Origin of the sequence: Undibacterium sp. JH2W (genome assembly GCF_049340425.1) — a bacterium.
Lineage (GTDB): Bacteria > Pseudomonadota > Gammaproteobacteria > Burkholderiales > Burkholderiaceae_D > Undibacterium.
In genome coordinates this window covers 83,770-109,506 of record NZ_JBMPOT010000018.1, presented here as the reverse complement: position 1 = coordinate 109,506, position 25,737 = coordinate 83,770, and the positions used below count along the sequence as shown (strand labels likewise).

General features: G+C 52.0%; 24 protein-coding genes. 9 read left to right on the top strand and 15 right to left on the bottom strand.

All coding sequences use genetic code 11. From position 1 onward, the window contains the following. Positions 1-15: 15 nt before the first annotated feature. Complete coding sequence (locus ACO0LC_RS23610; RefSeq protein WP_423007740.1) at positions 16-1,137, bottom strand: TatD family hydrolase; 1,122 nt, start codon at positions 1,135-1,137, stop codon at positions 16-18. After that, the gene (locus ACO0LC_RS23605; RefSeq protein WP_423007738.1) at positions 1,130-2,536 is read right to left on the bottom strand and encodes a nucleotide pyrophosphatase/phosphodiesterase family protein; all 1,407 of its coding nucleotides are present in this window, start codon (positions 2,534-2,536) and stop codon (positions 1,130-1,132) included. The genes ACO0LC_RS23610 and ACO0LC_RS23605 overlap by 8 nt, the downstream gene beginning before the upstream one ends. Positions 2,537-2,985: 449 nt before the next feature. On the opposite strand from ACO0LC_RS23605, the gene ACO0LC_RS23600 reads away from it, so the two are divergent. From ACO0LC_RS23600 to ACO0LC_RS23580, 5 genes are read left to right on the top strand one after another with little or no spacing between them, the layout of a single operon-like run. Beyond that, the gene (locus ACO0LC_RS23600) at positions 2,986-4,236 is read left to right on the top strand and encodes a 3-dehydroquinate synthase (protein ID WP_423007736.1); all 1,251 of its coding nucleotides are present in this window, start codon (positions 2,986-2,988) and stop codon (positions 4,234-4,236) included. Between the two features lies 1 nt (position 4,237). Continuing rightward, a complete protein-coding gene (gene eboE, locus ACO0LC_RS23595) occupies positions 4,238-5,446 on the top strand; it encodes a metabolite traffic protein EboE (RefSeq protein ID WP_423007734.1) in 1,209 nt (402 codons plus the stop codon). Then, the gene (locus tag ACO0LC_RS23590; protein WP_423007732.1) at positions 5,443-6,390 is read left to right on the top strand and encodes a UbiA family prenyltransferase; all 948 of its coding nucleotides are present in this window, start codon (positions 5,443-5,445) and stop codon (positions 6,388-6,390) included. The genes eboE and ACO0LC_RS23590 overlap by 4 nt, the downstream gene beginning before the upstream one ends. A gap of 23 nt (positions 6,391-6,413) precedes the next feature. Beyond that, positions 6,414-7,322, top strand: a complete 909-nt coding sequence (locus ACO0LC_RS23585; RefSeq protein ID WP_423007730.1) for an EboA domain-containing protein — start codon at positions 6,414-6,416, stop codon at positions 7,320-7,322. A 44-nt stretch (positions 7,323-7,366) separates the two neighbouring features. Next, a complete protein-coding gene (locus tag ACO0LC_RS23580) occupies positions 7,367-7,801 on the top strand; it encodes a GAF domain-containing protein (protein ID WP_423007728.1) in 435 nt (144 codons plus the stop codon). 1 nt (position 7,802) lies between these two features. On the opposite strand, the gene ACO0LC_RS23575 is transcribed toward ACO0LC_RS23580, so the two are convergent. Beyond that, the gene (locus ACO0LC_RS23575; protein ID WP_423007726.1) at positions 7,803-8,891 is read right to left on the bottom strand and encodes a hypothetical protein; all 1,089 of its coding nucleotides are present in this window, start codon (positions 8,889-8,891) and stop codon (positions 7,803-7,805) included. Between the two features lie 96 nt (positions 8,892-8,987). Next, complete coding sequence (locus tag ACO0LC_RS23570) at positions 8,988-9,611, bottom strand: class I SAM-dependent methyltransferase (RefSeq protein ID WP_423007724.1); 624 nt, start codon at positions 9,609-9,611, stop codon at positions 8,988-8,990. A 198-nt stretch (positions 9,612-9,809) separates the two neighbouring features. Between ACO0LC_RS23570 and ACO0LC_RS23565 the strand changes: the two genes are divergently transcribed. The 3 genes from ACO0LC_RS23565 (at position 9,810) to ACO0LC_RS23555 (ending at position 12,207) form a co-directional block, all read left to right on the top strand. Then, on the top strand, positions 9,810-10,250 hold the full coding sequence (locus tag ACO0LC_RS23565; protein WP_423007722.1) for a DUF1843 domain-containing protein: 441 nt from the start codon (positions 9,810-9,812) through the stop codon (positions 10,248-10,250). A 58-nt stretch (positions 10,251-10,308) separates the two neighbouring features. Continuing rightward, on the top strand, positions 10,309-11,760 hold the full coding sequence (locus tag ACO0LC_RS23560) for a GDL motif peptide-associated radical SAM/SPASM maturase (protein WP_423007720.1): 1,452 nt from the start codon (positions 10,309-10,311) through the stop codon (positions 11,758-11,760). Between the two features lie 147 nt (positions 11,761-11,907). Beyond that, complete coding sequence (locus ACO0LC_RS23555; RefSeq protein WP_423007718.1) at positions 11,908-12,207, top strand: DUF1843 domain-containing protein; 300 nt, start codon at positions 11,908-11,910, stop codon at positions 12,205-12,207. 269 nt (positions 12,208-12,476) lie between these two features. On the opposite strand, the gene ACO0LC_RS23550 is transcribed toward ACO0LC_RS23555, so the two are convergent. The 10 genes from ACO0LC_RS23550 to ACO0LC_RS23505 form a co-directional block, all read right to left on the bottom strand. Beyond that, on the bottom strand, positions 12,477-13,799 hold the full coding sequence (locus ACO0LC_RS23550) for a lanthionine synthetase LanC family protein (protein ID WP_423007716.1): 1,323 nt from the start codon (positions 13,797-13,799) through the stop codon (positions 12,477-12,479). Continuing rightward, on the bottom strand, positions 13,796-14,821 hold the full coding sequence (locus ACO0LC_RS23545) for a T3SS effector HopA1 family protein (protein WP_423007714.1): 1,026 nt from the start codon (positions 14,819-14,821) through the stop codon (positions 13,796-13,798). The genes ACO0LC_RS23550 and ACO0LC_RS23545 overlap by 4 nt, the downstream gene beginning before the upstream one ends. Next, entirely contained in the window at positions 14,818-15,918 is a 1,101-nt protein-coding gene (locus tag ACO0LC_RS23540) for a phosphotransferase family protein (protein WP_423007712.1), read from the bottom strand. The genes ACO0LC_RS23545 and ACO0LC_RS23540 overlap by 4 nt, the downstream gene beginning before the upstream one ends. A 190-nt stretch (positions 15,919-16,108) precedes the next feature. Further along, complete coding sequence (locus tag ACO0LC_RS23535; RefSeq protein WP_423007710.1) at positions 16,109-17,173, bottom strand: hypothetical protein; 1,065 nt, start codon at positions 17,171-17,173, stop codon at positions 16,109-16,111. Between the two features lie 171 nt (positions 17,174-17,344). Next, on the bottom strand, positions 17,345-17,779 hold the full coding sequence (locus ACO0LC_RS23530; RefSeq protein WP_423007708.1) for a hypothetical protein: 435 nt from the start codon (positions 17,777-17,779) through the stop codon (positions 17,345-17,347). 718 nt (positions 17,780-18,497) lie between these two features. Then, positions 18,498-19,232 (bottom strand): arsenical resistance protein ArsH, encoded by a 735-nt coding sequence (gene arsH, locus ACO0LC_RS23525; protein WP_423007706.1) that lies wholly within the window; start codon positions 19,230-19,232, stop codon positions 18,498-18,500. Further along, positions 19,201-19,629: an arsenate reductase (glutaredoxin) gene (gene arsC, locus ACO0LC_RS23520; protein ID WP_423007704.1), complete on the bottom strand. Its 429-nt coding sequence runs from the start codon at positions 19,627-19,629 to the stop codon at positions 19,201-19,203. Before arsC ends, arsH begins: the two co-directional genes overlap by 32 nt. Before the next feature lie 15 nt (positions 19,630-19,644). Continuing rightward, complete coding sequence (locus ACO0LC_RS23515) at positions 19,645-20,322, bottom strand: MIP/aquaporin family protein (RefSeq protein ID WP_423007702.1); 678 nt, start codon at positions 20,320-20,322, stop codon at positions 19,645-19,647. After that, positions 20,319-20,810, bottom strand: a complete 492-nt coding sequence (locus ACO0LC_RS23510) for an arsenate reductase ArsC (protein WP_423007700.1) — start codon at positions 20,808-20,810, stop codon at positions 20,319-20,321. The genes ACO0LC_RS23515 and ACO0LC_RS23510 overlap by 4 nt, the downstream gene beginning before the upstream one ends. A gap of 40 nt (positions 20,811-20,850) precedes the next feature. After that, positions 20,851-21,180 carry an ArsR/SmtB family transcription factor gene (locus ACO0LC_RS23505; RefSeq protein ID WP_423007698.1) on the bottom strand — a complete coding sequence of 110 codons (330 nt, stop codon included), beginning with the start codon at positions 21,178-21,180 and terminating at the stop codon, positions 20,851-20,853. A gap of 343 nt (positions 21,181-21,523) precedes the next feature. Here ACO0LC_RS23505 and ACO0LC_RS23500 point away from each other — a divergent pair, with 343 nt between their 5' ends. Beyond that, positions 21,524-23,464, top strand: a complete 1,941-nt coding sequence (locus ACO0LC_RS23500) for an ATP-binding protein (RefSeq protein ID WP_423007696.1) — start codon at positions 21,524-21,526, stop codon at positions 23,462-23,464. Between the two features lie 9 nt (positions 23,465-23,473). Here ACO0LC_RS23500 and ACO0LC_RS23495 read toward each other — a convergent pair whose 3' ends face one another. Then, entirely contained in the window at positions 23,474-24,703 is a 1,230-nt protein-coding gene (locus ACO0LC_RS23495; protein WP_423007694.1) for a hypothetical protein, read from the bottom strand. Positions 24,704-25,737 lie beyond the last annotated feature (1,034 nt).

The following is a 25,737-nucleotide window of genomic DNA, read 5'->3' as shown; positions in this document are numbered from 1 at the left end:
CTGGTGTCGGGTGGCTTAACGGATAATGTCGGGATTCAGTATTTCCTCATCCACCCTGGGCGTCTGCCCGCGCAAGACAGAGTTACCGCTGTAGAGATTACGCTGGTCTATTTTTGCTGGCTGGCACCAGTGGGCTTCCTGCATTTCCTGGTTCAGGCCATACACGGACAAGGCATTCGCATACACTACCTGGTGGATGACTTCGGCAGAGATACCCCGGCTTGCCATCAGGCGGGCGGACTTGGGGACGGCCAGTGGGTCAGACACGCCCCAGTCACAGGCAGAGTTGACGATGATGCGTTCAGGGCCATATTGTTTGACGATGTCTGCCAGCCTTTCATTGCCCATCTTGGTCGATGGGTAAATCGTGAAGGCGCACCAGTAGCCACGGTCCAGCACTTCCTGTACTGTCTCTTCATTGTTGTGGTCGATGACACAGCGGGCCGGATCAAAGCCGCATTCTTCCAGCACATCCATGGTGCGCGTGGTGCCGCGTTTTTTATCGCGGTGCGGTGTATGTATCATGATGGGTAGTTCAAATTCTATTGCCATGGCGATTTGCGCGCGCAGGGCCTTGTCTTCCAGATCGGTTTGTTCATCGTAGCCAATTTCACCAAGCGCCACCACGCCTTCCTTACCCAGGTAACGCGGCATGATATCGAGCACCGCTTCTGCCAGGGCAGGGTTGTTTGCTTCCTTGGGGTTGAGGCCGATAGCACAATAATGGCGTATGCCAAACTGCCCGGCACGAAAGCGTTCAAAGCCGGTGATGGTGGAAAAATAATCGATGAAACTGCCTACATTGGTGCGCAATTGCCCCAGCCAGAATGCCGGCTCTATGACGGCTACAATGCCGGCCTTGGCCATGGCTTCATAATCATCGGTAGTGCGGGCTATCATGTGCGCATGCGGGTCTATCATCATGCCATTGCCGCCACTGGCCAGTTGCCGGAAGGCGGCCTGGCCCTGTTGCAATTGCCCGGCCTGGGCCAGCAGGTTTTGCAGCATTTGCGGCGTGATCGTGCCATTGCAGCAGGGACAGGTCACTGCACGGTCGGAAAACATTTCATCGACGATGGTGCTGTCAGCGATGAAGTTTTCTGAAAAATTGCCTGGGAATTTACCGTTGTTATTCATGTGCCTGCTCCTGGGTCGTATTTTCAAACATGATCTTCAAAGCGATATCCTTGATATCTGCTGCATGGACTTCACCCGTGCCATCGGCGAGCGGGCGGTCGAGTATCAGCAAAGGTCCATCGGCAGCATCATCCACTGGCCTGCCATGTGATCCCTGCACCAGGCTGGCATCGAGACCAATGACATTCATCAGACTGCGAAAACCCAATAGGCGCTTGCCGAGACGCCAGGCGACTGCCAGTTTGGGGAAACGGATATTGCTATCGACAAACAGCTCGGCCGGGTCATAACCGGGTTTGCGATGGATTTCTACGGTGCGGGCAAAGTCAGGTGCCAAAGCATCATCCTGCCAATAATAGTAAGTGAACCAGGAGCGCTTATCAGCCATGAGCACCAGTTCACCTGAGCGTGGGTGATCCAGCCCTATGGCAGCGCGCTCACTCCCTGCCCAGATACCTTCTACGCCAGCGATATTGCTGAGCAATCTGCGTACGGGCGCAATCAATTCTGGCCTGGAGATATATACATGGGCAAACTGATGGTCCGCCACGGCATAGGCGCTGGAAGCGATGGGGTCAAGTAATTCCGCTCCATCTTCCATGCGCACCACCACATAACCAGCTTCACGCAAAATGCGGTTCAGGTGTATGGGTCTGTCCACCGCGGTAATACCATATTCAGACAAGACCATGACACGGCGGCCAGCCTGTTGCGCATGGGCGATTAACTCACCCGCGACTTCATCAATATCGCGCAGGGATTGTTGGACCGCAGGATCGGTCAGGTCTGGTCCATGTCTTTGCAAGTCATAGTCCAGATGCGGCAGGTAGACCATGGTCAGCGTAGGATCTTTTTCGGTGATGGCCAGTTTGGCTGCATCAGCAATCCAGCGGCTGGACTTGATCGTAGTGGCCGGACCCCAGAACTGGAATAGCGGGAAGGCACCGAGTTTTTGCGTCAGCTCATCGCGCCATTCTGGCGGTGTCGTATAACAATCAGGCAGCTTGCGGCCATCTGCCTTGTAAATGGGGCGGGGGGTGATGCCATAGTCATGGCTGGATGCCATGTTGTACCACCAGCACAGATTTGCGCAGGTGAATTTGGGGTCGCGTGCCTTGCCTGCTTCCCAAATTTTTTCTCCGGCAACCAGCTTATTGGATTGCCGCCAAAACCAGATTTCTGCCAGGTCACGAAACAACCAGCCATTGCCGACTATCCCATGTTGCTGTGGCGACAGCCCGGTCATGATGGTTGCCTGCACGGTACAGGTGACGGCGGGTGTCACACTTTTCAGCGGCTGCATATGACCGCTGGCAACAAAGGCAGACAGCCGTGGTGTCAGCGCACCCAGCAGGTTGGGAGTGAGACCAACGATATTCAATATCAACAAGCTTTGCATCAGTCTGGCCTTGCTTATTCATAGAGTGGTGGAATCTGGAAATGCCGCAAATTCTGCTGACAGCCAGATGCGTGGAGCACTAGCTTATCGAAGAATTGTTTCCTTATTATTAATTTAATCTCAGCTTTGCGCAATAGCTCCTTGCTATAAAGTATTTCTTAAAGAGAAATGTTGTGTGAAAAAGATATTTCAAGAAAAGATGCTGGAAGGCTATTGCATATTTTGCACCATTGTTTCAATATTGGTAATTATGTTTTCTGCAATGTAAATTCCGGGTTTTAAGGGAATGTTAGATAGGGTGCTTGATAGGGCGTTTGTAGGGTACTAGTCAGGCTTGCATATGGCTTACGCAAAATTGTCCCGGCGCTGCGACGCAGCCGCATCCGGCTTACAGCCATCTTTCCAAGGATAAGCGATGAAGGTGTGGATAAATCAGGAAAGGATGCATTGTGAAACTGGCTGAACTAAATCGCTTGCCCGATCTGGAAGTGCTAGTACCAGCAAGCACTCGCACTGGCTGGCAGCAGCAGCATGTGCGCGTCGATTATTCTTTTCCGGTAGTATCCACCCGCGATGCCTTTGATATTGCCAATCCTGACTTCCGTGCGGTAGTAAGCTTGCGAGAACCACAGCGCAGGCACAGGCTGGCCATCTTCCTGGATGAAGGCGTGGCCAGGGCCATGCCTGGCCTGGTCGAACAGATACTTGCCTACCTGCGCTTTCATCATGAAAGCATGGAATTGATAGGTGACATCTTCATGTTACCTGGCGGTGAATCCTGCAAGAATGATGCAAGCCTGGTTGAAAGACTATTGCAGGCCTTGTCAGAGCGCGCCATAGACAGACATTCCTATTCCATCGCCATCGGCGGCGGGGCAGTGCTGGATGCAGTGGGTTATGCCTCTGCCATCTTCCATCGCGGTGTGCGCCATATACGCTTTCCGACCACGGTGCTGGCGCAGGATGATAGCGGCGTAGGCGTTAAGAATGCGGTTAACTGGCAGGGGCAAAAAAACCTGATAGGCACGTTTGCTCCGCCCTGGGCTGTTATCAATGATGCGCGCTTCATTGATATTTTGCCTGAGCGAGAAAAACGCGCCGGGCTGGCAGAAGCTGTCAAGGTTGCATTGATACGCGACCATGCGTTTTTCCTCATGATGGAAAAACAATTGCCAGTGCTGGCAGCATTTGACAGCACTGTGCTGAGTGCCGTCATCACCCGTTCCGCCAGTCTGCACATGCACCAGATTGCCCATGGTGGTGACCCGTTTGAAAGCGGCTCGGCCAGGCCGCTGGATTATGGCCACTGGGTTGCCCATAAACTCGAACGCCTGACTGCCCATGCGCTCTCGCATGGTGAAGCAGTTGCCATAGGCCTGGCGCTGGATGCCCGCTATTCCTGCCTGGCAGGCCTGCTACCGGTTGGTGAGGATGCCCGCATCCACAAACTGCTGACGCAACTAGGCTTTGAATTGTGGCATACCCAATTACTCGCGCAAGATGCACACGGTGAACTGATGGTGCTGCAAGGATTGAAAGAATTCCGTGAACATCTGGGAGGCGAGCTGACCATTACCCTGCTGGCCGCCATAGGTAGCGGTGTAGAGGTGCATGAGATGGATGCAGTGCTGGTGCGTGCAGCGATAGACTGGTTGCAGAGCCTCTATGTAAACCCGGTGGTCATGACGGGCAGGGACTGACATGCAATTATCCCTGCCATCGCAAAACGTGCATCTGACTTACTGCACGAATATTCATGCGGGTGAAAGCTGGGATGAAGTGCGCGCCAGTCTTGATGAAACCATACCTGTGCTCAGAAAAAAGCTTGAACTGCTTGAGGATCAGGCCTTTGGTATAGGCTTGCGCCTGTCTGCACAAGCAGCCGACAGCCTCATCAATCCCGCCAGCTTGCAGGAATTCAAAGCACAACTGGCACGCCTGGGTGCCTATGTCTTCACCATCAATGCCTTTCCTTACGGGCCGTTTCATGGCCTCAGGGTCAAAGAGCAAGTCTATCTGCCAGACTGGCGAGATAGTGAGCGTTTGCGCTATACCAGGCAATGCGCCTATATCCTTGCCGAGCTTTTACCTGAGGAGATGGAAGGCAGTATTTCCACCGTGCCCGGTGCCTATAAATCAGAAGCACATGCAGTAGGGGTACAAGAACAGATACTTGAGCAATTGGTCGCTGCCGTTGCCATGCTGGCTGAACTGGAGCAGGACACAGGTAAATGCATAGCCTTGGCGCTGGAGCCAGAACCCTGCTGTTTTCTGGAAACCATGGCCGAGACCACGGCATTTTTTTGTGGCCAGTTATGGGCCGCCGACACTATCGCCAGGCTGGCTGATTTATGCGATAGCAGTGAGGCAAGAGCCACCCGGCTGATGCGTCGCCATCTCGGGGTTTGCTATGACATCTGTCACGCCGCTGTTGAATTTGAAGACCCGGTCAGTGCCATGCAAACCCTGACTGAGCTGGGCATACGCATCCCCAAGATACAACTATCCTGCGCCTTGCGCCTTCCTGTCATGCATGCCGATATGCTGGATGAATTGCGACGCTTTGATGACGGCGTCTATCTGCACCAGGTGGTTGTGCAAAATCAGCATGGCTTGCAGCGTTATACCGACCTGCCTGATGCACTGGCTGCATATCAGGCTGGTCTGGCCGATGGTGAGTGGCGGGTGCATTGTCATGTACCGATATTCTGGGACAGTGATGGACAACTGGGATCGACCAGGGCCGATTTGCATGCAACGCTGCAAGCGATGCGCAGACAAGGTTTTTCCAGCCATCTGGAAGTGGAAACCTATACCTGGGATGTCTTGCCACCGCATTTGAAATCCGAATCCAAAGCCCATGCCATTGCGCGTGAATTGGGTTTTATCATGAAAGAGCTACTGACATGAATACCTTGGTGATGAACAATAGCCGCATGGGCATTTATTTGCGCCTGGGCCGGGTATCCAACCTGCCGACGGTATGGACCAATGTGCTGGCAGGAACCATCGTCGCCAGCAGCATTACTGGTCGCCCCTTGTCTGCTGTGCATACCTTTCTGGTCATGCTGGCGATATCGGCATTCTATTGTGCAGGCATGTATCTGAATGATGCCTTTGACCGTGAAATCGATGCCCGCGAAAGACCGGGGCGGCCTATCCCTTCTGGCCAGATCAGCGCAAGAGCAGTGTTTGCCATCGGCTTTGTCTTGCAAGTCGCAGGCATTGCCATAATCAGTTATTACGGCACCTGGGCGATAGTTTGTGGCTGTGCGCTGGCCGCCACCATCTTGCTCTACAACGTCTGGCACAAGGGCAATCCTTTCAGCCCGCTTATCATGGGCCTGTGTCGTGCCCTGGTGTATTTTGCAGCAGCGGCCAGCGCTATGGTCATTACCGGTAATGTGGTCGACGATCATTTTCTGAAAAATACTGTGCTGGTGAATGCTACGGTAGTGCTGGCAGCACTGGCTATCTGGGCACATGTCGTGGGCCTGACTTATGCAGCAAAACAGGAAAGCCTGAATCGCCTCGGCAGCCTGTGGCCCTTGCTGATCCTGGCTTTGCCTGTGCTCTTGTACGGTAGTCGCTCAGTGAATAGCTGGGCGGACGGTGGTTTGCCTTTATTGATGTTGCTGGCACTGATTGTGGCTGACATCATCGCCGTACGTTTGCTGATTACGCGGCATATAGCGGGTGCAGTCCCCAAAGCGGTGGCGCAATTGATTGCTGCAACTTCACTGCTGGATGCTGTGGTGATCGCCATTGCTGGTGGCGATGTGGCCGCCGTGGCATTTTGCCTGTTCGCCTTTGTCATGACCAGGGTCTTGCAGCGCGTCATACCAGGCACTTGAGCCAAAACCTGAGGAGAGTCAAGATGAGACATCCATCGCTGCAAGAAATGCAGGCACTGGCCCCTACCGCTGCCGCCCTGGCACAACTGGATAGCTGGATAGCTCCCCGCAGCACGCCAGAAGCCTTGTTCTGGTTCCGCCTGCAATGCCAGCAAATCAGTACGGCAAAACAAGAACGTGATGTGTATAAGGCCATGGGCATGGCGGCGCGCAAATTGGGCAAGTCTGATTTGAACCTGAACAGTGAAGAACTGGCGGCGGCGCATGCACTGCGCCCAGGTTTTGATCCATCGGGCTGGAGTGCGGATCTTGCAGCCAGGGTGGCCTTTCTGCTCGCCAGTTATTCTGGTGACGATGCACAATTTGCCAGGCAACTTGACAACATCGCCGACAGTGCAGAAATCAATGAACTGATTGCCCTGTATTCCGGTTTTCCTCTTTATCCTGCAGCCCGGGCGATAGAGCATCGCGCGCGAGAAGCCATACGTTCCAGCATGCGCCCCATCTTTGAAGCCATGGCCCATCGCAATCCCTATCCCATGCAGGAATTTGATGAAGCTGCCTGGAACCAGATGGTGGTCAAATGTTTTTTTCTCGACAGTCCCTTGTGGCCAGTGCAAGGTCTGGAACAAAGGAATAATCCTGCCCTGGCGAACATCCTCATCGACCTGGCCCATGAGCGCTGGGCGGCGGGGCGTGCCATCAACCCTGAATTATGGCGTTGTGTAACGCCGCAACTGGCCTTGCTTGGTGAACCAGAACTACTGCGTGCTCTTGAGCAGGGCTGCATGGAAGAAAAGCTGGCCATTGCAAAAAGCCTGCCGACCGAGGCTGGCAAGGACGGCAAAATCCATAGGCTGTGTCAGAAAGAAAATCTGCTCACGGCAGCGAAAGACTTAAGCTGGCAAGAACTGCTGCAAGTGTCACATTGATAGAAGAATTGATAAAGCAATTGATAAAAACAAGGAGTATCACCATGTTTGAAAAAAACACCGAGCACCAGCAATGGCTGGAAGACAGCATCGCCAATCTGGATGCAGCCGCTGGCACCATACACATACAACGCGGTGAAGACTTGTACCTGAGTGCTGCCTTGCGCATACCTGAACCTGTGCTCGCCATCGTTGCCCATGTCAGCCATGGCAAGGGCATGGCGGGGGCTGCGCAGTTGAGCAAGGCACCAGTGCAAACCTGCAATTTGCAAGATGATAAAAGCGGCAATATACGTCCCGGTGCCAAGGCAGTTGGTGCCCAGGCAGCCATTGCCATCCCCCTGCTGAGCAAGGCAGGGGATGTCATGGCGGTGGTTGGTTTTGCCTGGCAAAAAGAAGGCGACCCTGCGGAGTGGGTAGCGCAAGCACCTTTCCCCGATAAACTGGCTGAGCTGACTTCGCGCCTGCAAGCGGTTTAATTTATAGGCCGGCTGGCAGGCTTAGTTTGCGTACATAGCCTTCCAGCGCTACAGTAGCCCCATCGGCATTGGCAATCGGGCGGCCGGGCAAGCCCATGCCCTCACTGATGAAGACTACATTGCCTGCCACACATAAATTGGATGGGGTATCCAGATGCGTGGCCAGGCAAGTCACGCTTTGCTTTTCCAGATCGCAGCACAGCAGGCGGCCAGAATAGCGTTTGAAGCCACCATGCCAGGCAGTTTGCGGTATTTCTTCTGCAGGCATGGCTTCTAAAAAATCCTCGCATAATTCCAGTACCAGCAATTGCCCTTGTTCAGTAAAAGCCATGCCTGTCGCCAGGGTCAGGCCATCTATCACGGTGCTGACTATACCTGTTTCCAGATCCAGCCTGATGATCTTGCTGACGCCTTTTTCAAAATGTATGCCCGTCTTGCTGGCATCGCCCTGCAACTCGCCGGAGAACAGGGAAATCAATACTGGTTGCTGACCATCAGTTTGTTGCCAGCTTTGATCGAGTATCACCATCACCGGCACTGCATGCTGGCCGCCAGACAAGTCAGGCAAAACGCCGACCACGGCTTCTGGCTGGCCATCTTTGAATTCTATCGCCTGGTTACTATCCGGCTTTACCGTCAGCCAGCTTTGTCTTTGCGGGTGGTAGCACAGTGCATTCAGATTGCCACGGCTATGGACGACAGGCTGAGGCGGCAAGCTGCTTAAATCCAGTATGCGTGAACCGGATACATAATCAGTCTGGCTCAATAACCACCGGCCATCCCCATACGCGATATCCGCCAGGCCAAATATTTCATCCCTGCACATACGTGCCTGCATATTCATGGAGCGAAAACCATCAGCGAGAACTTCGCATTTTGTATAGCTGCCTTCAGCGTCCGGTTTGAACTGCAATAGTCGGCCAGAGAACACTTGTTCTGCATCACCACTACCTGCCTCCACCAGCAGCAAACTGCCATCCTGTTTGCACTTGATGCCGCGTGGATTATTCAAGCCACGCAAGATGATGCTGGAAGCACATGCTTGCTGGACAAGGTGAAATGCCAGGGTGAAGGAATGTGGGTTTGCCATGTGTGGAGCCTGAGATATGAGCAGGGATGTAAATCTATGCAGATCAGTGTTTCACAAAAGATAAATATGGTCAATATGATATGTATCTTTGTTACGCTATGCTGAGGCACGGCGAAATGCCAGTCGTGTCCACATGACAGCATTTTGCTGGTTGACTTTCTGTAGGGAGGCAGTCCGTACGTTTAAGATGGGTAGCAGATTTTGCGCGGCAGCCAGCTCTATGGTTTCTTCTGTGCTGACATCAAACATGCGTCGCCCTGCAGGGATGGGACCATGTCGCAGTGACAGTATCAGGCTGGCTGATTCACTCATCAAGCCTGCCAGCTTGGGCATGGCACGCTGGCGTTGTGTTGCATCAAGATGCATCCACACGGCGCTCAGCATGATGAGATCGAAAGTCTCTTTTCTTGCCTGGACCACAGGCAAGTCAGGCAGGCTGTCATCTAGCCAAGTGATGCTTGGCGTGTCATGTAAAGCAATGCCAGGCAGTCGCAACTCCTCGGTTGGCTCTACGGCGACGACACTGTGTCCCATGGCAGCAAATGCCGCAGCATCAGAGCCTATGCCTGAACCCAGATCCAGCACCCTGCTGGGAGCGAGCGGTAGTAAATGCAGGATCATTGCGTGATGCTGCTCGAAGGAAATGTCCTGCCACTGTTGCACCAGGAACTCTGCCATCTCTGCATAGCCTTCGGTTCCACTGATTTTTGCAATATGCATGTTCAAGTTTGTCTTGTTGTGCCGGAGATGGGGATTATAAATCAGCCACTCTGGCATACTTTGAAATTAAAAAAATAACAATGACATTGACTTTTGAATAATTGAAAATATACTAATTAAGCTTGCCATATTGATAGCAGGCAGTTTCACCAAACCCAACAAACGCACAATCAGACTCATCATTTAAAGGAGTAATTCATGACTACCAATAAAGAGACTTTTGGCACTATCCATCCCATGTATGCCGTGGCTATGAGCGATGCGATTGCCAGTGGGGATGCGGCCCAATTGAGTGCTGCGCGTGAAGCAGCATTCAGCCATCTGGCTGCCGCTGCTGATGTTGCCCGTCTTTTGCCCGAACTGGAAAGTGCCATCAAGAGCAAGGGTGGCGTGATACGCCCACTGTACGCCGTGACCATACAAGATGCCGTGGCTCGTGGTGATGCGGTTGAAATTGCCCGTCTCAAAACCGAGTTGACCACTTACAATAATTTGCTCGGTGGTGCCAGTGCTTTCCATCCTGTGACCCCTTATGGCGTGGCCATACAAGACGCTCAGGCCCGTGGCGATCATGCCGAAGTAGACCGTTTAAAGGCTTATGCCCAAAGCCTGCTGGCGCAACTCAACGTCGGCAAATAAACAGCTCTCATTTTCATCCCAGGTGCCAGCTTGCTGGCCTACGCTCACGGAGCCAAGCATGGAACAAACTCTCGTATCCGAACCCGCCAGGGCGCGCACCCTCTCTGACCTCAATGGCCATACCCCTGTGCATGTGGTGTGGGAAATTACACTCGCCTGCAATTTGAAATGCAGTCATTGCGGTTCACGTGCAGGCAAGCGCAGGGTTGGTGAACTCTCTACCGAAGAAGCCTTATCTGTGATCGATCAACTGGCCGCCCTGGGCACGCGAGAAATCACACTCATCGGTGGAGAAGCCTTCTTGCGCAAGGACTGGTTGCAACTGGTGGAACGCATCGCCGGGCACGGCATACGGGTAGGCATGCAGACTGGCGCGCGCAATCTCAATACCGCCAGGCTGGAGGCTGGCAAACAGGCCGGTTTGTTTGGCATAGGCGTTTCCATTGATGGCATGAAGGATTATCACGACAAGGTGCGCGGCGTCATCGGCTCCTGGAATGATGCCCTGCGTGCCATGGAAACCGCCAAGTCCCTGGGCCTGGGTGTCAGCTGCAATACCCAGATAGGGGCAGAAACCATACCCCAGCTGGAGCCGCTGTTCAACCGCATCATAGAAGCGGGCGCTACCCACTGGCAACTGCAGATCACCGTGGCCATGGGTAATGCAGTAGAGAATGATCACCTGCTGCTGCAACCGCATCGCGTGCTTGAACTCATGCCTTTGCTGAACCGTCTTTATCATGAAGGCCAGCAACGCGGTTTGTTGCTGACCTTTGGCAATAACCTCGGTTACTTCGGCCCCTTCGAGCATCACTGGCGTGGCCTGGGAGATGAAACCCTGCACTGGACAGGTTGCGCTGCGGGCCAGAACGTCATCGGCCTGGAAGCCGATGGCACCATCAAGGGCTGCCCTTCACTGGCGACGGAAACCTATGGCGGCGGCAATGTCCGTGACAGTGCCGTGGCAGAATTGTGGAACACTTCCGAAGCCCTGCACTTTGGCCGCATGCGCAATATCGATTCATTGTGGGGCCATTGCCGTACCTGCTACTACGCCGATGTCTGTCGTGGTGGTTGTACCTGGACTTCAGATTCTCTGTTCGGCAAACCTGGCAATAATCCCTATTGCCATTACCGCGCACTGAAGCTGGAGAAACGTGGCATTCATGAAAAAATCCGCAAAGTGGCACCAGCGCCTGACAAGCCTTTTGCCATAGGCAGATTTGAATTGTATGAAGAAGCCATACCGGGCAGGGAAATCTTGCCAGAAGAAGTCGCACCAGCACCGCGGGTAGCTGAACGTACCAGCAGTGCACCCTTGCCGGAACTGTCACTGTGCCGTAACTGCAATGAATACATCTGGCCGGACGAAGTCACTTGCCCGCATTGCCGTGCCGATATTGCCACTGCTGCACAAAAATATGCGATTGAAGAAGCCAGACGGCAAGCCGTCATGACTGAACTCAAGAGCGTACTTGATCGCCTGCAAGTATTAACCAGCACCGCCTGAGCATCAAACCCGTCAGCCCTGTCTTTGCTTGCCGGGATTTGAAGAGAGTGCTGATGAGGATATTTTTTCTGACCTGCCTGCCAGCAAGATCGTTGGCTGGGCCCACGAACTAATTAATTTATTCATTCATTTACTAAAGGAGTATGTATGGCTTCCCCTACACACGCTACCCCTCTCGCCGCCTTGTATGCCGTCCCCATGCATGACGCTATCGCCAGCGGTGATGTCGGCAAAATGTCGGCCATCCGCGACCAGGCACTCGACTACCTGACCGCTGCTGCTGCCATAGAACGCCTGCTGCCAACACTGGACCGCGCCCTGAAAGCCAAGGGTTTGCCACCACAAGCCCTGTATGGCGTCTCCATACAAGACGCAGTAGCCCGTGGCGACCAGGCTGAACTGGCACGCCTGAAAGCAGAAGTGGCTTACTATAGTCGTTTGCTGTAAGGCGTAAGAAAAAACTCCATCATCGCCAGAGGCGGTGTTGGAGTTTTTTTATTGAATATAGAATTGCAGTTGGTCTCAGTATCGTCGTTCGCGTATAGCTCCGTGATTCGGCTCTGTGTAGGTTGGGCTACGGGGTATCAGCCCAACACTAGGCCTGTGATAAACGTATACGTCATTTAAACGCTGAGTGTTGGGCTGGTAAAGCGTAGCCCAACCTACGAAGCGTAGCCTAGCGAGGCCCGGCCCAACCTACGAAGCTACCTGCTTCACTACCCCACCTTCTCCGGCGGCGTCACAATCAATACTGACGGCACGGCCTCAGGATTATATAAGCGCAGATAAAAGTGCCCTATCCCCGCCGTTCCCAGCATCAGGTTTGGTGTTTCTCCTGCGCCTGCCACACCGCAAGGCCAGGGCATGTCTGACTGGCTGTAATGTTGCCAGCCTTCCTGTCCTACCTTCTCAGCGATCTGGCTCAGGTCTGGGCGCTGCAGATATTGTCCTGCCATGATCATCAAATCGGCATTGCCACAAGCCCCATGGCACAAAGAGAAATTACCCATGCCATGCACCCAGGGTGCCATCAGGGAGTTGGCGGTGGTCTGTATGGCGGCATGCAATTCCTGCATGAGCATGACATCATCCGGCATCAGGGCTACATTGCGCAGGCGTGACAAGCCTATGCCGGGTGCACCATGGCACCAGGCCAGGTTGTAGACAGGTGGGGCATCAGTCTGGCTGGCATCCATGATGCGTAAATCTGGCCAGTTATTATGCTGGGCGCTGAACAGGCCGCGCTCATAGCGCAAGCCTTCATTGGCAGCATCGAGGTAGCACTTTTCACCCGTGGCGCGATACAGTTCCAGCAGGGCAGTGACGATGCCTGCCACGCCATGCGAATGCCCGGTCAGGTGTTTTTGCCCTGGTACATGCATGGTTTCCCAAGACCAGCCTGCATCACTCTTGCTGGCATGCGCCAGCAAATAATCACCGTGGGTTTGCGCCAGGGCGATGAAGTCAGGGCGCTGGTGCTCCAGCCCCAGTTTCAACATGGCTGGTATGGCACCGGCACTGCCGCCGATGACATCGATGAACAGAGCATCGGGTGCCTGGTGTGTCAGGCTGGTCATTTCTTGCAGGCCACGGGCGATCAGGGCGTCGTTTTGTAATAATCTGCCTATGCGTACCAGTACATAGGCAAAGCCGCTGCTGCCCGCATAGAAACCATTACGCGCTGCGCCCTGCATTTTGTCTGATAGCGACAGGGCCTGGTTCAATGCCCCTTCGAGTACCCGTTTTTGTTGCTTGTCTGCGCTGAACTGATATAGCTCTGCCAGGAACAGGGCAATACCGCTAGTGCCTGCATATAGGTCACCAGCAAAGGAGCGGTAAGCTGGCACCCAGTTTTGATTTACTGCTTCCATGGACCAGCCCAGCCAGTTACAGCGTGCGCCATCCCAGATGGCATCACGACATAGATTGCGGCCTATACGGTCTGCGACGTCGAGATAAACTTCCTTGTAAGAATTTATTGGTGCAATTATTGGTGCATCCAGCGATGCATCCAACGGTGCGTTCAGCGGTGCATTCATAGGTGCAAACCTCCGGTAAATATTGCTGCTTCAAATAAATTGACTGAATAACGATTCAGATAGGGGGTGTGCATATCGATGCCATTGGCAGCAAAGCGTTTTTGCACGGCATCTGCCCTTGCCTCCCTGCTTTGTGAGCCGGCCAGCCAGGCATCGACCATGCCTTCGGCCATCAGTCTGCATCTGTGCATGCCAAAGCTCTCTCCTGTGCCAGGTTCTTCTGCCACGCCTATGCCGTCCACCAGGGTTTTGCAAAACATAGGTGTGACGGTGCGCAGCTTGCTGCCCAGGCTGGCATGCAAATCCAGCATCAGTGCCGCTACCATGGGGTAGTGACGCTTGGCGATGTACAACACAGCGGCATCCGCACGGCGATAAGCGCTGGCATCCACCAGGGTTTTGTAACGGAAGGGCAGGGCATAACGGTTCAGCTGTGCGGTCAGGCCATATAGCAATTCTGCTGCTGCATGGGCAGGTACGTTGAAGTAAAAACGTATCAGTTCATAATCATCAAACTGATCAGACAGATTGCTGCCAAAGGCATAGTAAAAACCTTGCTGCATATCGGCCGTGCCGGGATAGACACGCAAGTTCACCAGATCACCCGCCACTGCTGTCATGCCCGGCCACTTATTGGCGGCATATTCACCCGCCACTGCGGTACGGCTGCGCTCACCTTTTTGTATCATGACGCGACCATCGGGACTCTGCTGATAAATTTTCCAGCCGGGGTCCCAGCGGTCTGGTGTCTGGTTGGCCTGGCTCAGGTTAGGCACCAGGCTTTGCGAAGGCAGCATGGCTTCGTCCGCAATATCACGTACATAGTACATGCCATACAGGCTGGTATTGATGGACGCGATCAGGGCCGCGACAGGATTTATTTGACCAGTTGATGATGCAGCGGACATGATTGGTGTAACAGGCAAGGGCGCACTATTACCCAGGGCATAGCTATATTGTGAGTGTATCTGCAAGGCGGCGTAGATGCCCTGCAATTCTTCATGTAAGGATGTATCGCTCATTGCAGCTCCCCGCCAAATCCCAGCAGGGCAGAAGCGGCCTGGTGCGGATTGCGTAAAATATTTTGACTGACCTGTAACAAGATTGCCGCATGATTACTCATGCTGGGCGAGTAATACAGGGATTCAAAAGCAGTTTGCACCATGCGTGCAGCACCATATTCCATGCTGCGCAACAGATAGGCCGGAGCCTGTGATTTTTCTATACCTGCCGTTTGTATATAGCTGCGCCAGAAAGCGTGGATGGCAGGATACATGCCCTCCAGCGGAAAGTTCGCCTTGTCGACAAAACTGGCTGGATTGAAATCCATGTGCAAGGGCATGGAATAAATCCACGAAGTCAGATAGGCTTGCAATACTGCCCCTATGTCCCAGCTGGCATCGCCATAATCGACCAGTTCCCAGTCTATGATGCGAAAAGCCAGTTCACCGTCAGCACCAGGATAGACCACGCAGTTATCCCATTTCATATCACCATGGATAATGCTGTCATAGCGCCAGCCCTGTGCCAGCCGTGTCAGGTTTTCTTGCAGGTCAGGATATTGCCTGATGATGGCTCCCAGCTGTTGCACACCACCGCTCAAGGTGTTGTTTGCCATCAAGCTGGTTTGATGGAAATTCAAAATCCAGGGTGCCATGCGTGGGAAGTTGCTCAAATCCTCAGTGAGTAAAGTCTTGCCGCGCAAGGTCTGGTGATAACTTCCCAGGGCGGTCCCCAGCATCTTGCCGACTTCAGCCGGGAATATTTTTCTGCTGCCATGAAATTCAGTCAGGTTTTCAGCACCAGGCAAGAGGGCTATGGTCAGGCAATGACGGGCTGCATCATGATCAACAAAGTGTGGCATCAAATTTGCCAGCGCTTCATAACCTGGTTTTTGCGCCATGCGGTAACAGGCAGCTTCACGCTGCATGGTGGAGATCGCCATGGGTTCGACTTCCTTGATTTGTTTGACGAACAAGCCACTGCCGTCGCGCCGTATGATCTTGTAATTGCGATTGCGGCGGCCTGCTTCTACCACCATAAAATCTCCATCGACGACAACAGCCGGTGGGAGCGTGCCACGTGCCAGCAGATAGTGGGCCATATTGGAAGCGGTCAAAAACATTCCTGATTACTCCTGGTATTGCGGCAAACCAAATGGCTTGCCAGTATGCCGAAACCCCAGGTGCAAAAACTTGCGCCTGGGGTTTACAAAGGATGAACCAGCCCGCGGTCGGGACAATGTCCCGACCGTGATTGTTGCGCTGGTCAAACTGCTCAGTACTTCTCGAATTTGCTATGGTTCTCTGTTAGCAAAATCCAGGTACTGTCATTACCGGGCCCACCGTCATAGGCAGGCAAGTGCAACCCAGCAGATGTGTCGGTGCTATTGTTTGCGGTGGGCAAACTGGCGCAACTGTAGGGCAATGTGGCGGAGCCGACAGCGGTTGATGGCAACCTGGCCAAGCGGTATGTCCACAAAGCTGCGGTGCTGCTGTGCAATGCTGTACGCCAGTCGGGCCTACCTGTTGTGCTTCCAGTGTATGTGGAGGGCACACAAAGCAATGGGTAGCTGCTGTAGGATTCATTGCCTGTGCTTGTGGTGCAGCCTGCTGCGCATCAATGGTGAATGGTGGGCAAATGAAGCAATGGGTATTGGCAGTAGGGTGGGTGGTTGGATGGACAGGGAATTGTGCCTGTTGTGGTGCGCAACCATGCCAAGCCGTATTGCCGCAGAATTGAGGCGCAGCTGTGCAATGTTGTACACCAGTAGGGCCAGGCAGAGGGCAACCATGCCATGCAGTATTGCCACAGAACTGAGGTGCAGCCGTGCAATGTTGTACGCCAGTAGGGCCAGGCATAGGGCAACCATGCCAAGCCGTATTGCCGCAAAATTGTGGTGTTGCTGTGCAATGTTGTACACCGGTAGGGCCTACATTGGCCTGCGCTGCAAATTGTGCAGGTGCTGCGGCGAAATTCTGGGCTTGTGCAGGTGCCTGGGCAGCCAGGCCACCTTGCAAGACTGGTGTCTGGGGTTGTTGAACGATGGTTGTGTTAATCGTCGTAGGCAGCGGGATGTGCTGGGTAGCAGCCACGCATTGTATGCCACACTGAGGTTGATTCTGCGTGAAATGGCAAATCGCAGGAATGGTGGGATGGCAAATCTGCGCAACGATAGTCGGTGGAAAGCATTGTGGCGGCTGAGTCACATGGCAAATCGCCGGTGAAGTCGGGGGGATGCATTGTGGTGGTACCGTGAATTGATGGCAGATGACAGGTGATGTTTGTGGCAGGCACTGTGGCAGCACGGTATGTGGTGTGCATTGTGGCAGTATTACTGTGTGTATCGGGCAATTCGGAAATTGAGTAGTCATAGCAAACTCTCCTAAGAGTGGCACTACATTTCATGAACGATAGGAAAAACAAGGGAACAAACTCATGGCAGCATTTCTTGTCACCGTAAAGTGACAATGCTTGCGCCATTCTTCACACATTCGCATGAGAAAAAGGCCTGTAAAACAGCGGCCCTTCACATCACGAATATTTCAATTGGGTGGGCAACCTGGCCATGCCGTATTGCCGCATACAGCCGCGGCTTGCGTGCAGTTCAATACGCCAGTGGGGCCGCCGGTAACGGTAGCCTGGGCAGCATTGGCGGCCGCTTGCCCGCTTTGTATGGGGCCGTTGAAGAAACAAATTTTGGTGTCGGCCACACTCTTGCCTTTGCGTATCAGCTCAGCATCGGCCTTGATCCAGACATAGGCAGTTTCCAGTGGATGATTGGCCGTGGCGGACGCTGTTGCCGTGTGCAAAATCGCCTCTGCGGGGATTTCATAATATTCATTCAGTACCGCATTCAGATACAGGCGGGTATAGCCTTCCAGTCCAGAGTTGCCCACAAAGCCATTGAGCAAAATCACATCGGGAACATTGGCCGGATCTGCTGCCAGTACTTCTACAAAATTCTTTTCTTTCGCCATCACAGTTCTCCATACGGTTGAAGCTGAAATCCGCATCAGGGACAGGCTTTTGAAATCCCTGGTACAGGTTTTCAGGAAATTTTGGACAACAATACTCACTTGGTAGAAGCCATGCCTCTGCCTTGCAGCTACGACACGCCTGACCGATGTAGCAAGATCACGCGTTTAAAAATTCATCATGCACAAGCAATTTCTCGTCTTCGCTTTAAAAATTGGCGACGATAATCCGCTACGGGCTAGCTGGAAGCTGGCTCGACACCTTTTAAAAATTTGGGGAGTTGGTTTTACAGGCGAGAGAATTTATTACATATGCTTATTACTTTATTTGCATGTCAATAATTTAAGGTTAATTTATTATTAAGATTTGTCAAGGTCGAATTGCGTAACAATTTATTACTATCTTGTGGCAAATGGAATTTCCCTGCAAAAACTGACTACTCAGAGTGACTGCAAGTCTCAAGCAGTTTTTGCATTTCTACCTTCCCCAGGGGCCAGGTTGCTTACCCGGCTTGGGATGGTAACTGGCCTGGCAATTGAATTCAGGTTCCCTGATTCGGGAGCAAGAGTGATGGGTGATGATATGGATGCTGAAATGCTGCAGAAAAACATGTCGACTGGAAAACCAGATTCTGCATGGCAATACGCAAAATGAAGTCGCGATGCGTGACTTGGGCAAAGCTAGCCATTTGCCCATGAATGGCGAATGGCCTGAGAGCTATCATATGCTGCGCTGATTGACACGCTTGGCCAATTCCTCCGCGCTTTCCTTGCGCTCGCTATATCTGTCCACCAGGTAGGGGGCGACATCGCGTGTCAGCAGGGTGAACTTCATCAGCTCTTCCATGACATCGACTACACGGTCATAGTAAGAAGAGGGCTTCATGCGGCCGGCTTCATCAAATTCCAGAAAGGCTTTCGCTACCGATGACTGGTTCGGGATCGTGAGCATGCGCATCCAGCGCCCTAGTATACGCATTTGATTGACGGCATTAAACGATTGCGAACCGCCAGAGACTTCCATCACTGCCAGCGTCTTGCCCTGCGTAGGGCGAACTGCGCCGACCGACAAAGGTATCCAGTCTATTTGCGCCTTCATGATGCCGGTCATCGCCCCATGCCGTTCTGGCGAAGTCCACACCATGCCTTCAGCCCATAATGCCAGTTCACGTAATTCCTGCACTTTGGGATGGGTGTCAGGTACTTCATCCGGTAATGGCAGACCGTGCGGATCAAAGACACGGGTTTCGGCGCCCATGGCTTGCAACAAGCGTGCTGCTTCCAGCGTCAGCAATTTGCTGTATGAACGTTCACGCAAAGAACCATACAGCAGCAAAAAACGTGGTGCATGGCTGGCGCGTGCTGGAGAAAACAATTGTTCCATGTCAGCTTGTTTGAACAAGTCCGGGCGCAGGCTGGGCATATCATTCTTTGTGAACACGATTGCCCTCCGCATCAATGACTTTCTCACCATCTTCTTTAGTAAATTCAGATTGCTGTGGCGATGGCAGGATATCCAGCACAGCCTCCGACGGGCGGCAAAGCTTAGTTCCTAATGGCGTGACGACAACAGGGCGATTCATCAGTATGGGATGCTCGACCATGAAGTTGATGAGTTCATCATCCGTCCATTTGCTGTCGTCAAGCCCCAGTTCTTCGTATGGCGTTCCCTTTTTACGCAAGAGTTCACGCACTGGAATGTGCATCGCTGCAATCAAACTCTGCAGCCTCGCTTTGCCTGGCATTTGCTTCAGGTATTCAACGATCTCAGGCTCGACACCGCTATTGCGTATCAGGGCCAGGGTATTGCGCGAAGTGCCGCAGTCGGGATTGTGGTAGATGGTAATCGACATAACATTATCCAAAATTTAAACGTTGGCAGCGTCTTTTTGTTTCAGCGGATACAGCCAGCAAAATACTGCTGTTGCAGCAATTGCACCCAATACCTGGGCGATGATGAAGCCTGGTGTATCCATGGGCCGTATGCCGGCAAAAGTATTGCTGGCAGCGCGTGCCAGGGTAACAGCAGGATTGGCGAAAGACGTTGAAGAGGTGAACCAGTAAGCTGCCGTGATATAGGCTGCTACTGCAAATGGTGTTACTGCCGGACGGCTGCGGGTGCAGCTGATGATGACGGCGATCAGGCCAAAGCTGGCGATAAACTCGCTCCACCATTGCGCCATGCCCGTGCGCACGTGCTCAGAGGCCAAGAACAGCGGGTAGTCAAACATGCCATGGGCTGCAGCGACACCGGCAAATGCACCCAGCACTTGTATCAGGATATAGGGTAGTGCCTCCTTGCCGGATATATTCTTTTGCAGTGCTTCGGATAGTGTCACCGCCGGATTGAAGTGCGCACCAGAAAGGGGGCCAAACACCAGGATCAGGGCGATTAAACCGCTTCCTGTGGCCAGTGAATTTGCCAGCAGAGCCAGCGCCACGTTGCCGCCAGCCAGGCGCTCGGCCATGATGCCGGAACCAACCACTACAGCCAGCAGGAATGCTGTGCCTAATCCCTCAGCGACCAGGCGTTTTGCCATGCTCATGATAGCTCGACTCCCACATGCATACCTATTTGATCGAGTGCGTGCTTGAATTGCTGCCTGTCTTGCACCAGGCTTTCCAGCGGCAACGCAAACAGCGCCACGATGCGGGCGCGCAAGATAAGATAGGCTGTCTTGAAGGCCGCATCGATTTCGGCATCCGTGCCTGTTGCATGCGCTGGGTCTTGCACCCCCCAATGGGTGCGCAAGACAGGTCCCAGATAGGCCGGACAAGTTTCACCAGCCGCACTGGCACAAACAGTGATAACCACGTCCGGTGTCGCTGGCAAATTGTCCCAGGATTTACTGTAGTAGCCCGCAGTAGATATACCTTCCCGTGCCAGTAATGCCAGAGAACGCGGATGAACCTGGCCCGTAGGCTGGCTACCAGCACTCATGGCTTGCCAGCCAGCGGGGGCCAGGTGATTGAAGATGGCTTCGCCCAGGATGGAACGGCAAGAATTGCCAGTGCATAAAAACAGAATGTTCATGAGTGATAATTCAAATCGTTAAGCGCGAGTGGTCGAATCATTATTCGGTAGCCGTGCATTGCTTCAAGGATAATGGTGTGCATGGATTGCCACCACAGCAGTTTTCAGTCAAGAAACCCAGCATCTGGTTCATCGTCGTCATATTTGCCGAATAGATGATGAAACGTCCAGCCTGGCGTGATACCAGCAATTCCGCATGTGCTAATTCCTTCAGATGAAAAGACAGCGACGACGGTGGGATACCCAATTGCTCGCCGATCTTGCTGGCGGCCAGTCCGGCTGGCCCGGCCTGCACCAACAGACGGAACAAAGCCAGGCGCGACTCTTGCGCCAGTGCTGCCAGCGCCAATAATACTTTTTTGGTTTCCATCATTTTTATCAAAAAAATCCCATTAATTCTATATTTCAATAATAATGGAAATATAGAATCTGGCAAAGCGATTTATACAGATATTGTATAAATCACCATTTACCTGATTTTTTTACATGGCCAAATAATTTTCTGATCGGGATAGCCACAGACAGGTGAATCATTCGCCTAAACAAAGCAGACCACATACAATGAGACCTATCGCCGACATCCTGAATCCCTCTGCCGCTTCAGCTCCTGTATGAAAACAGCAAAACCAGCAAAACGAACACCCATTAAATTAGCCATGTATGTGTTCATCGCAATGGTTTGTACGGTTTTGGTCGGGAATAGCATCTGGCAAATGTGGAAAACCTATGACATGGCGATGCACGCTGGTGATGTGGCGGCGGCTAACCTGGCACAAGCCATGGCCCAACATTCTGCTGATACGCTCAAGGCAGTCGATGCAGCCATTCTCTCCATCATGGACAGGCTGGATCAGGATGGGAGCTATCTGCACCAGCGCGACAAACTCTCGTTATCATTGAAGCGCGAGATGAACAATTTGCCGCAATTAAAATTGATGGCAGTGATTGCTGCAGACGGCACACTGATGGCATCGGGCAGTGCAGACTTTACCCATATCAGCGACCTGGACCGCGATAATTTCAACTATCATCAAACGCATGACAGCCGTGACTGGTATATCAGCAAATCCGCCAGGGTCATACAGGACGGCAGCTGGGTTTTTTTGATGTCGCGTCGCCTGAATAATGAAAAAGATGAATTTGCCGGCATGGTCCTGGCGCATGTTGATGTGGATTTTTTATTGAAATACTTCAATAGCATCAATCTCGGTAAAAAAGGTTCCATTGCCATGCTGACGGACGATGGGACCCTGATTCTGCGTCGCCCTTTAATCGTCAGCGCTCTTGGTAAAAAATACGTCAATACCCCGATCTTTCGGGAGCAGATCAATGCCACAAGTTCAGGTACATTTTCTACCACTTCCAAGCTTGACCGTATCGAACGTATAGTCGGTTATAGCAGGCTGGAGCATTTTCCCCTGATCGCTGTGGCTGCCGTATCCAAGGAAGAGGTACTGGAAGCATGGCGTTCCAGTGCTATAGTCCAGGCCATAGGCAATGGTGGCTTTATACTGATACTGCTGATTTTCGGCGCTGTCATCGTCAGGCAATTTGAACGGCAATTGCAGGCGACGTCCAAGCTATCACAACTCTCTGCGATTATCGATAGCTCAGACGATGCCATTATCGGTGAAACCCTGGGCGGCATTATCACCAGTTGGAATGGCGGCGCAGAAAAACTCTTTGGCTATAGGGCTGAAGAAGTACAGGGGCGATCCACCAGATTGTTGTATGTCGACAGCGATCTCCAGGCTGGTATTGCCCGCCTGAATCATATTATCAAGGGCGAGCGCGTCAGTCATTTCGAAGTGACGGGCATGCGCAAGAATGGTGAAAAGGTTCAACTCTCGGTGGCCATCTCGCCGGTACATGATGGCGATCATCATATAGTTGCGGCATCAACCATTGCGCGCGATATCTCTGAGCGCAAGCAAATGGACAATATGAAAGCCATCTTCATCTCCACCGTCAGCCATGAATTGCGCACACCAATTACTTCCATACGTGGCGCGCTGGGTTTGCTGGAATCTGGCACGCTGACCGAGCTTAGCCCCAAAGCCATGCAATTGGTGCGCATCGCCCACAATAACAGCAAGCGCCTGAGCGGCCTGGTGAATGACATCCTGGATATGGAAAAAATCACGACTGGCCATATGCGTTTCGAAATCCAGCGCGTTGACCTGGTAGCCCTGGCATTGCAGGCGATAGAAGCCAATGCCAGTTATGCGCAAGATCATCAGACTTCCTTTGTATTGACCGAATGCCATAAATCTGCCTGGGTCATGGGTGACAGTGACCGGCTCATGCAAGTGTTTGCCAATCTCTTGTCAAACGCTGCAAAGTATTCACCCGCACATGAAAAAATACAAGTGCGTATCAGGCATGAGGATGAGATTTTTAAAATAGAAGTGGAAGACCACGGTGCTGGTATTCCTGAAGTTTTCCGCACGCGCATATTTGGAAAATTCGCCCAGGCAGAAGAGCATGGAGAAAAAAATCTGGGTGGTGCCGGCCTGGGCTTGAATATCACCAAGACCCTGGTCGAAAAAATGGGTGGCAACATAGGCTTTGAATCCGAGGTCGGTGTGCGCACGGTATTCTGGTTTACCTTGCCTGCCTGTACCCAGCGCAGTGATGATGTATCAGGTCACTAGCGCAGCATGTCACTCATCTTCATCCTTATTTTCATCCTTATTTTCATCTTTACCCAATAAATCACCTATCATCTCCATCCAGCTGTCGTCATTTGATTCCCTGGCCCATTGATATGACTCTTGCAAAGCGGCGGCAAACAAATCAGGATTTTTTTGGATAACATCATAGGCTTCACCCGCACCTGGCCAATTTGGGTCGGCCATGAAGCTGATGATTTCCAGTTGGCATTGATAACTGATGGGTTCCGCCGCCAATACCTCGATCAAGTCTGGCCAAGTGCCTTTCCCCAGACTCACGCACTGGGCGACTATGGCTTTGGCCATCTCATCATTCTGCTTTTGTTGCTTGAGAAATGCCAGCGCGCGCGGTTTTGCAAATCCATCCCAAGTGATGCGTTCACACCAGGCGCGCAAGACCATGGACTGAGGTGTTGGCATGCTCCATTGATTGACCTGGTTCGTGGTTTGCCCTATCTGCAAATCAACCGGAGAGGCAGACTCACGTTCTTGTATCAAAAAGTGCTGGTTTAATGAAAACCGCGCCAGCACTTCCATTCCCTGTGATAAAAATACCTGACGACCTTGCTCAAAGAAGGCAGCGTGGTCGGTCTCATACTGCGCTATCCTGGTATGTATGGGCAGTAGTTTTGCATACATCTCAGCCAGTGTTTGGTCAGGGCCATTAAAAGCCAGATCCTGCTCCAGCACTTGCAAGAGCGCAGCGGTATGCAGACTGTGCAAACCTAGTGCGCCTGCGGCGGCATTAAAATGCACACTGGTATATGGGGCTTTCCAGGTGGTATTGCGCACAGCATAAAATGCCAGGGCAGGTCTCTTCCTGATGCTCCAGGGCGCAGCTGCTTGAAAGCGTGTTTTTGCTTGAATCTTCGGTACGTCTGGTGTGCCATCAGGCCAGCAAAATTCCAGAAATTCAGCCACATAGCGCGGCCAGTCATCAGTCGCAACAACAGGCATGGCTATGCAGAAGCTATTCTCCAGAATTTCTGCACCGTGTTCAAATTGGGCAATTTGCGTATTTTGTTGCGAGAGATCAAAAGGACGTGCATCCAGGAAGCAAAATTGTTCTTCGTCAAATTCACGAGAAAATGCCTCAGAACGATTATTTTCATTCCCGGCAATGCCGCTAAAGCCTAGGAGAAATCCATCCAGGATTTCACTCAAGTCTATTGCAGGATTCAGGCTGGCCCACAATTCTGCTGCGCCGTTTTTTATTTTCAAGATCTGCTTCTCTAATAATCAAAAGTCTTCATTTTCTTATCCAACTGCATTTTCTTGCACAAAAAATCCCACAAGGGTTTTTTGTGCATGCAAACTTGTGTTTTTCTGCTGATGAGAAGGCTGGAATTAAAATAAATTGAAGAGGTAAATGCGATTTAGCATTTTTTACCTTAACTAGAACTCATTTCATAAATAGGGATGAGTGCGAACAAGGCGATTTGGGATGCAGGGCAAAGCGCGGCCTGCAGCTAAGGCTCATGCCTTAGCAAAGGAAGGGTGGCTCACTACGCGCAGCAATGTGCCCAAATCGTCAGTTCACTAAGGGTTTGCCTCATAACACATATCAGACAGCATTGGATTTATTGAAAATAGTGCCGCTATTGACAACCATAAACGTATTACCGATCTGTGTTATGAGGCAAACGCATCTCATTCATATTTATGAAATGAGTCTAAATATACACCATAAGTTCCAATTTCACTGTGCTTTTAGTGACGGAAAATAGCAAGCTTTTCTTTATTCCTTAAGTCTTGGAAAAACAGACTGACAGAGCTTTCTCTCTCATCACAAGAGAAAGAACAATGAATGTCACCAAATCGCTGAAAAAAGAATAAGGAAATCATCATGATTTCCTGCTGATATCAAGCGCCATCCTTGCGAGCTGTGAAAAAAGCCAGATGACAGCCTTTGCTGCATTTGATGCGCAGCCATTCATCAATTTGGCGGTAAGGAAAGAAGCGCAGAAATTTTGCAATTTCATAAAATATGACTACCGGTCATTATTTTTTTCTAGGCTATTGCAAACACGTATTTTGCGTGTTATTTTAATATGACTGTCGGTCAGTCATGAGTATTTGGTGGGAATGAAAGCCATACTGATAAAAATGCCTGGTCATGAATATGCAGAAAACCATATTTTATAAAGTCGGAAAAAGCTTATGCCAGGACTCTTGCATGAGTTTCCAGGCGGCTGGAAGAGGGGACGATTGATTGAACTTGCTAGTGGGCTGCCCAGGTTCGTGTTCAGAGACAG

What these genes read in the sequence shown, in the direction of transcription:
- ACO0LC_RS23535 (WP_423007710.1), bottom strand. Translation starts at nt 17,173, where the DNA reads ATGACTACTCAATTTCCGAATTGCCCGATACACACAGTAATACTGCCA.
- ACO0LC_RS23580 (WP_423007728.1), top strand. Translation starts at nt 7,367, where the DNA reads ATGTTTGAAAAAAACACCGAGCACCAGCAATGGCTGGAAGACAGCATC.
- ACO0LC_RS23585 (WP_423007730.1), top strand. Translation starts at nt 6,414, where the DNA reads ATGAGACATCCATCGCTGCAAGAAATGCAGGCACTGGCCCCTACCGCT.
- ACO0LC_RS23515 (WP_423007702.1), bottom strand. Translation starts at nt 20,322, where the DNA reads ATGAGCATGGCAAAACGCCTGGTCGCTGAGGGATTAGGCACAGCATTC.
- ACO0LC_RS23565 (WP_423007722.1), top strand. Translation starts at nt 9,810, where the DNA reads ATGACTACCAATAAAGAGACTTTTGGCACTATCCATCCCATGTATGCC.
- arsH (WP_423007706.1), bottom strand. Translation starts at nt 19,232, where the DNA reads ATGCGGAGGGCAATCGTGTTCACAAAGAATGATATGCCCAGCCTGCGC.
- ACO0LC_RS23530 (WP_423007708.1), bottom strand. Translation starts at nt 17,779, where the DNA reads ATGGCGAAAGAAAAGAATTTTGTAGAAGTACTGGCAGCAGATCCGGCC.
- ACO0LC_RS23570 (WP_423007724.1), bottom strand. Translation starts at nt 9,611, where the DNA reads ATGCATATTGCAAAAATCAGTGGAACCGAAGGCTATGCAGAGATGGCA.
- ACO0LC_RS23500 (WP_423007696.1), top strand. Translation starts at nt 21,524, where the DNA reads ATGTGGAAAACCTATGACATGGCGATGCACGCTGGTGATGTGGCGGCG.
- ACO0LC_RS23510 (WP_423007700.1), bottom strand. Translation starts at nt 20,810, where the DNA reads ATGAACATTCTGTTTTTATGCACTGGCAATTCTTGCCGTTCCATCCTG.
- ACO0LC_RS23605 (WP_423007738.1), bottom strand. Translation starts at nt 2,536, where the DNA reads ATGCAAAGCTTGTTGATATTGAATATCGTTGGTCTCACTCCCAACCTG.
- ACO0LC_RS23560 (WP_423007720.1), top strand. Translation starts at nt 10,309, where the DNA reads ATGGAACAAACTCTCGTATCCGAACCCGCCAGGGCGCGCACCCTCTCT.
- ACO0LC_RS23545 (WP_423007714.1), bottom strand. Translation starts at nt 14,821, where the DNA reads ATGAGCGATACATCCTTACATGAAGAATTGCAGGGCATCTACGCCGCC.
- ACO0LC_RS23610 (WP_423007740.1), bottom strand. Translation starts at nt 1,137, where the DNA reads ATGAATAACAACGGTAAATTCCCAGGCAATTTTTCAGAAAACTTCATC.
- ACO0LC_RS23505 (WP_423007698.1), bottom strand. Translation starts at nt 21,180, where the DNA reads ATGGAAACCAAAAAAGTATTATTGGCGCTGGCAGCACTGGCGCAAGAG.
- ACO0LC_RS23590 (WP_423007732.1), top strand. Translation starts at nt 5,443, where the DNA reads ATGAATACCTTGGTGATGAACAATAGCCGCATGGGCATTTATTTGCGC.
- ACO0LC_RS23555 (WP_423007718.1), top strand. Translation starts at nt 11,908, where the DNA reads ATGGCTTCCCCTACACACGCTACCCCTCTCGCCGCCTTGTATGCCGTC.
- arsC (WP_423007704.1), bottom strand. Translation starts at nt 19,629, where the DNA reads ATGTCGATTACCATCTACCACAATCCCGACTGCGGCACTTCGCGCAAT.
- ACO0LC_RS23575 (WP_423007726.1), bottom strand. Translation starts at nt 8,891, where the DNA reads ATGGCAAACCCACATTCCTTCACCCTGGCATTTCACCTTGTCCAGCAA.
- ACO0LC_RS23550 (WP_423007716.1), bottom strand. Translation starts at nt 13,799, where the DNA reads ATGAATGCACCGCTGAACGCACCGTTGGATGCATCGCTGGATGCACCA.
- eboE (WP_423007734.1), top strand. Translation starts at nt 4,238, where the DNA reads ATGCAATTATCCCTGCCATCGCAAAACGTGCATCTGACTTACTGCACG.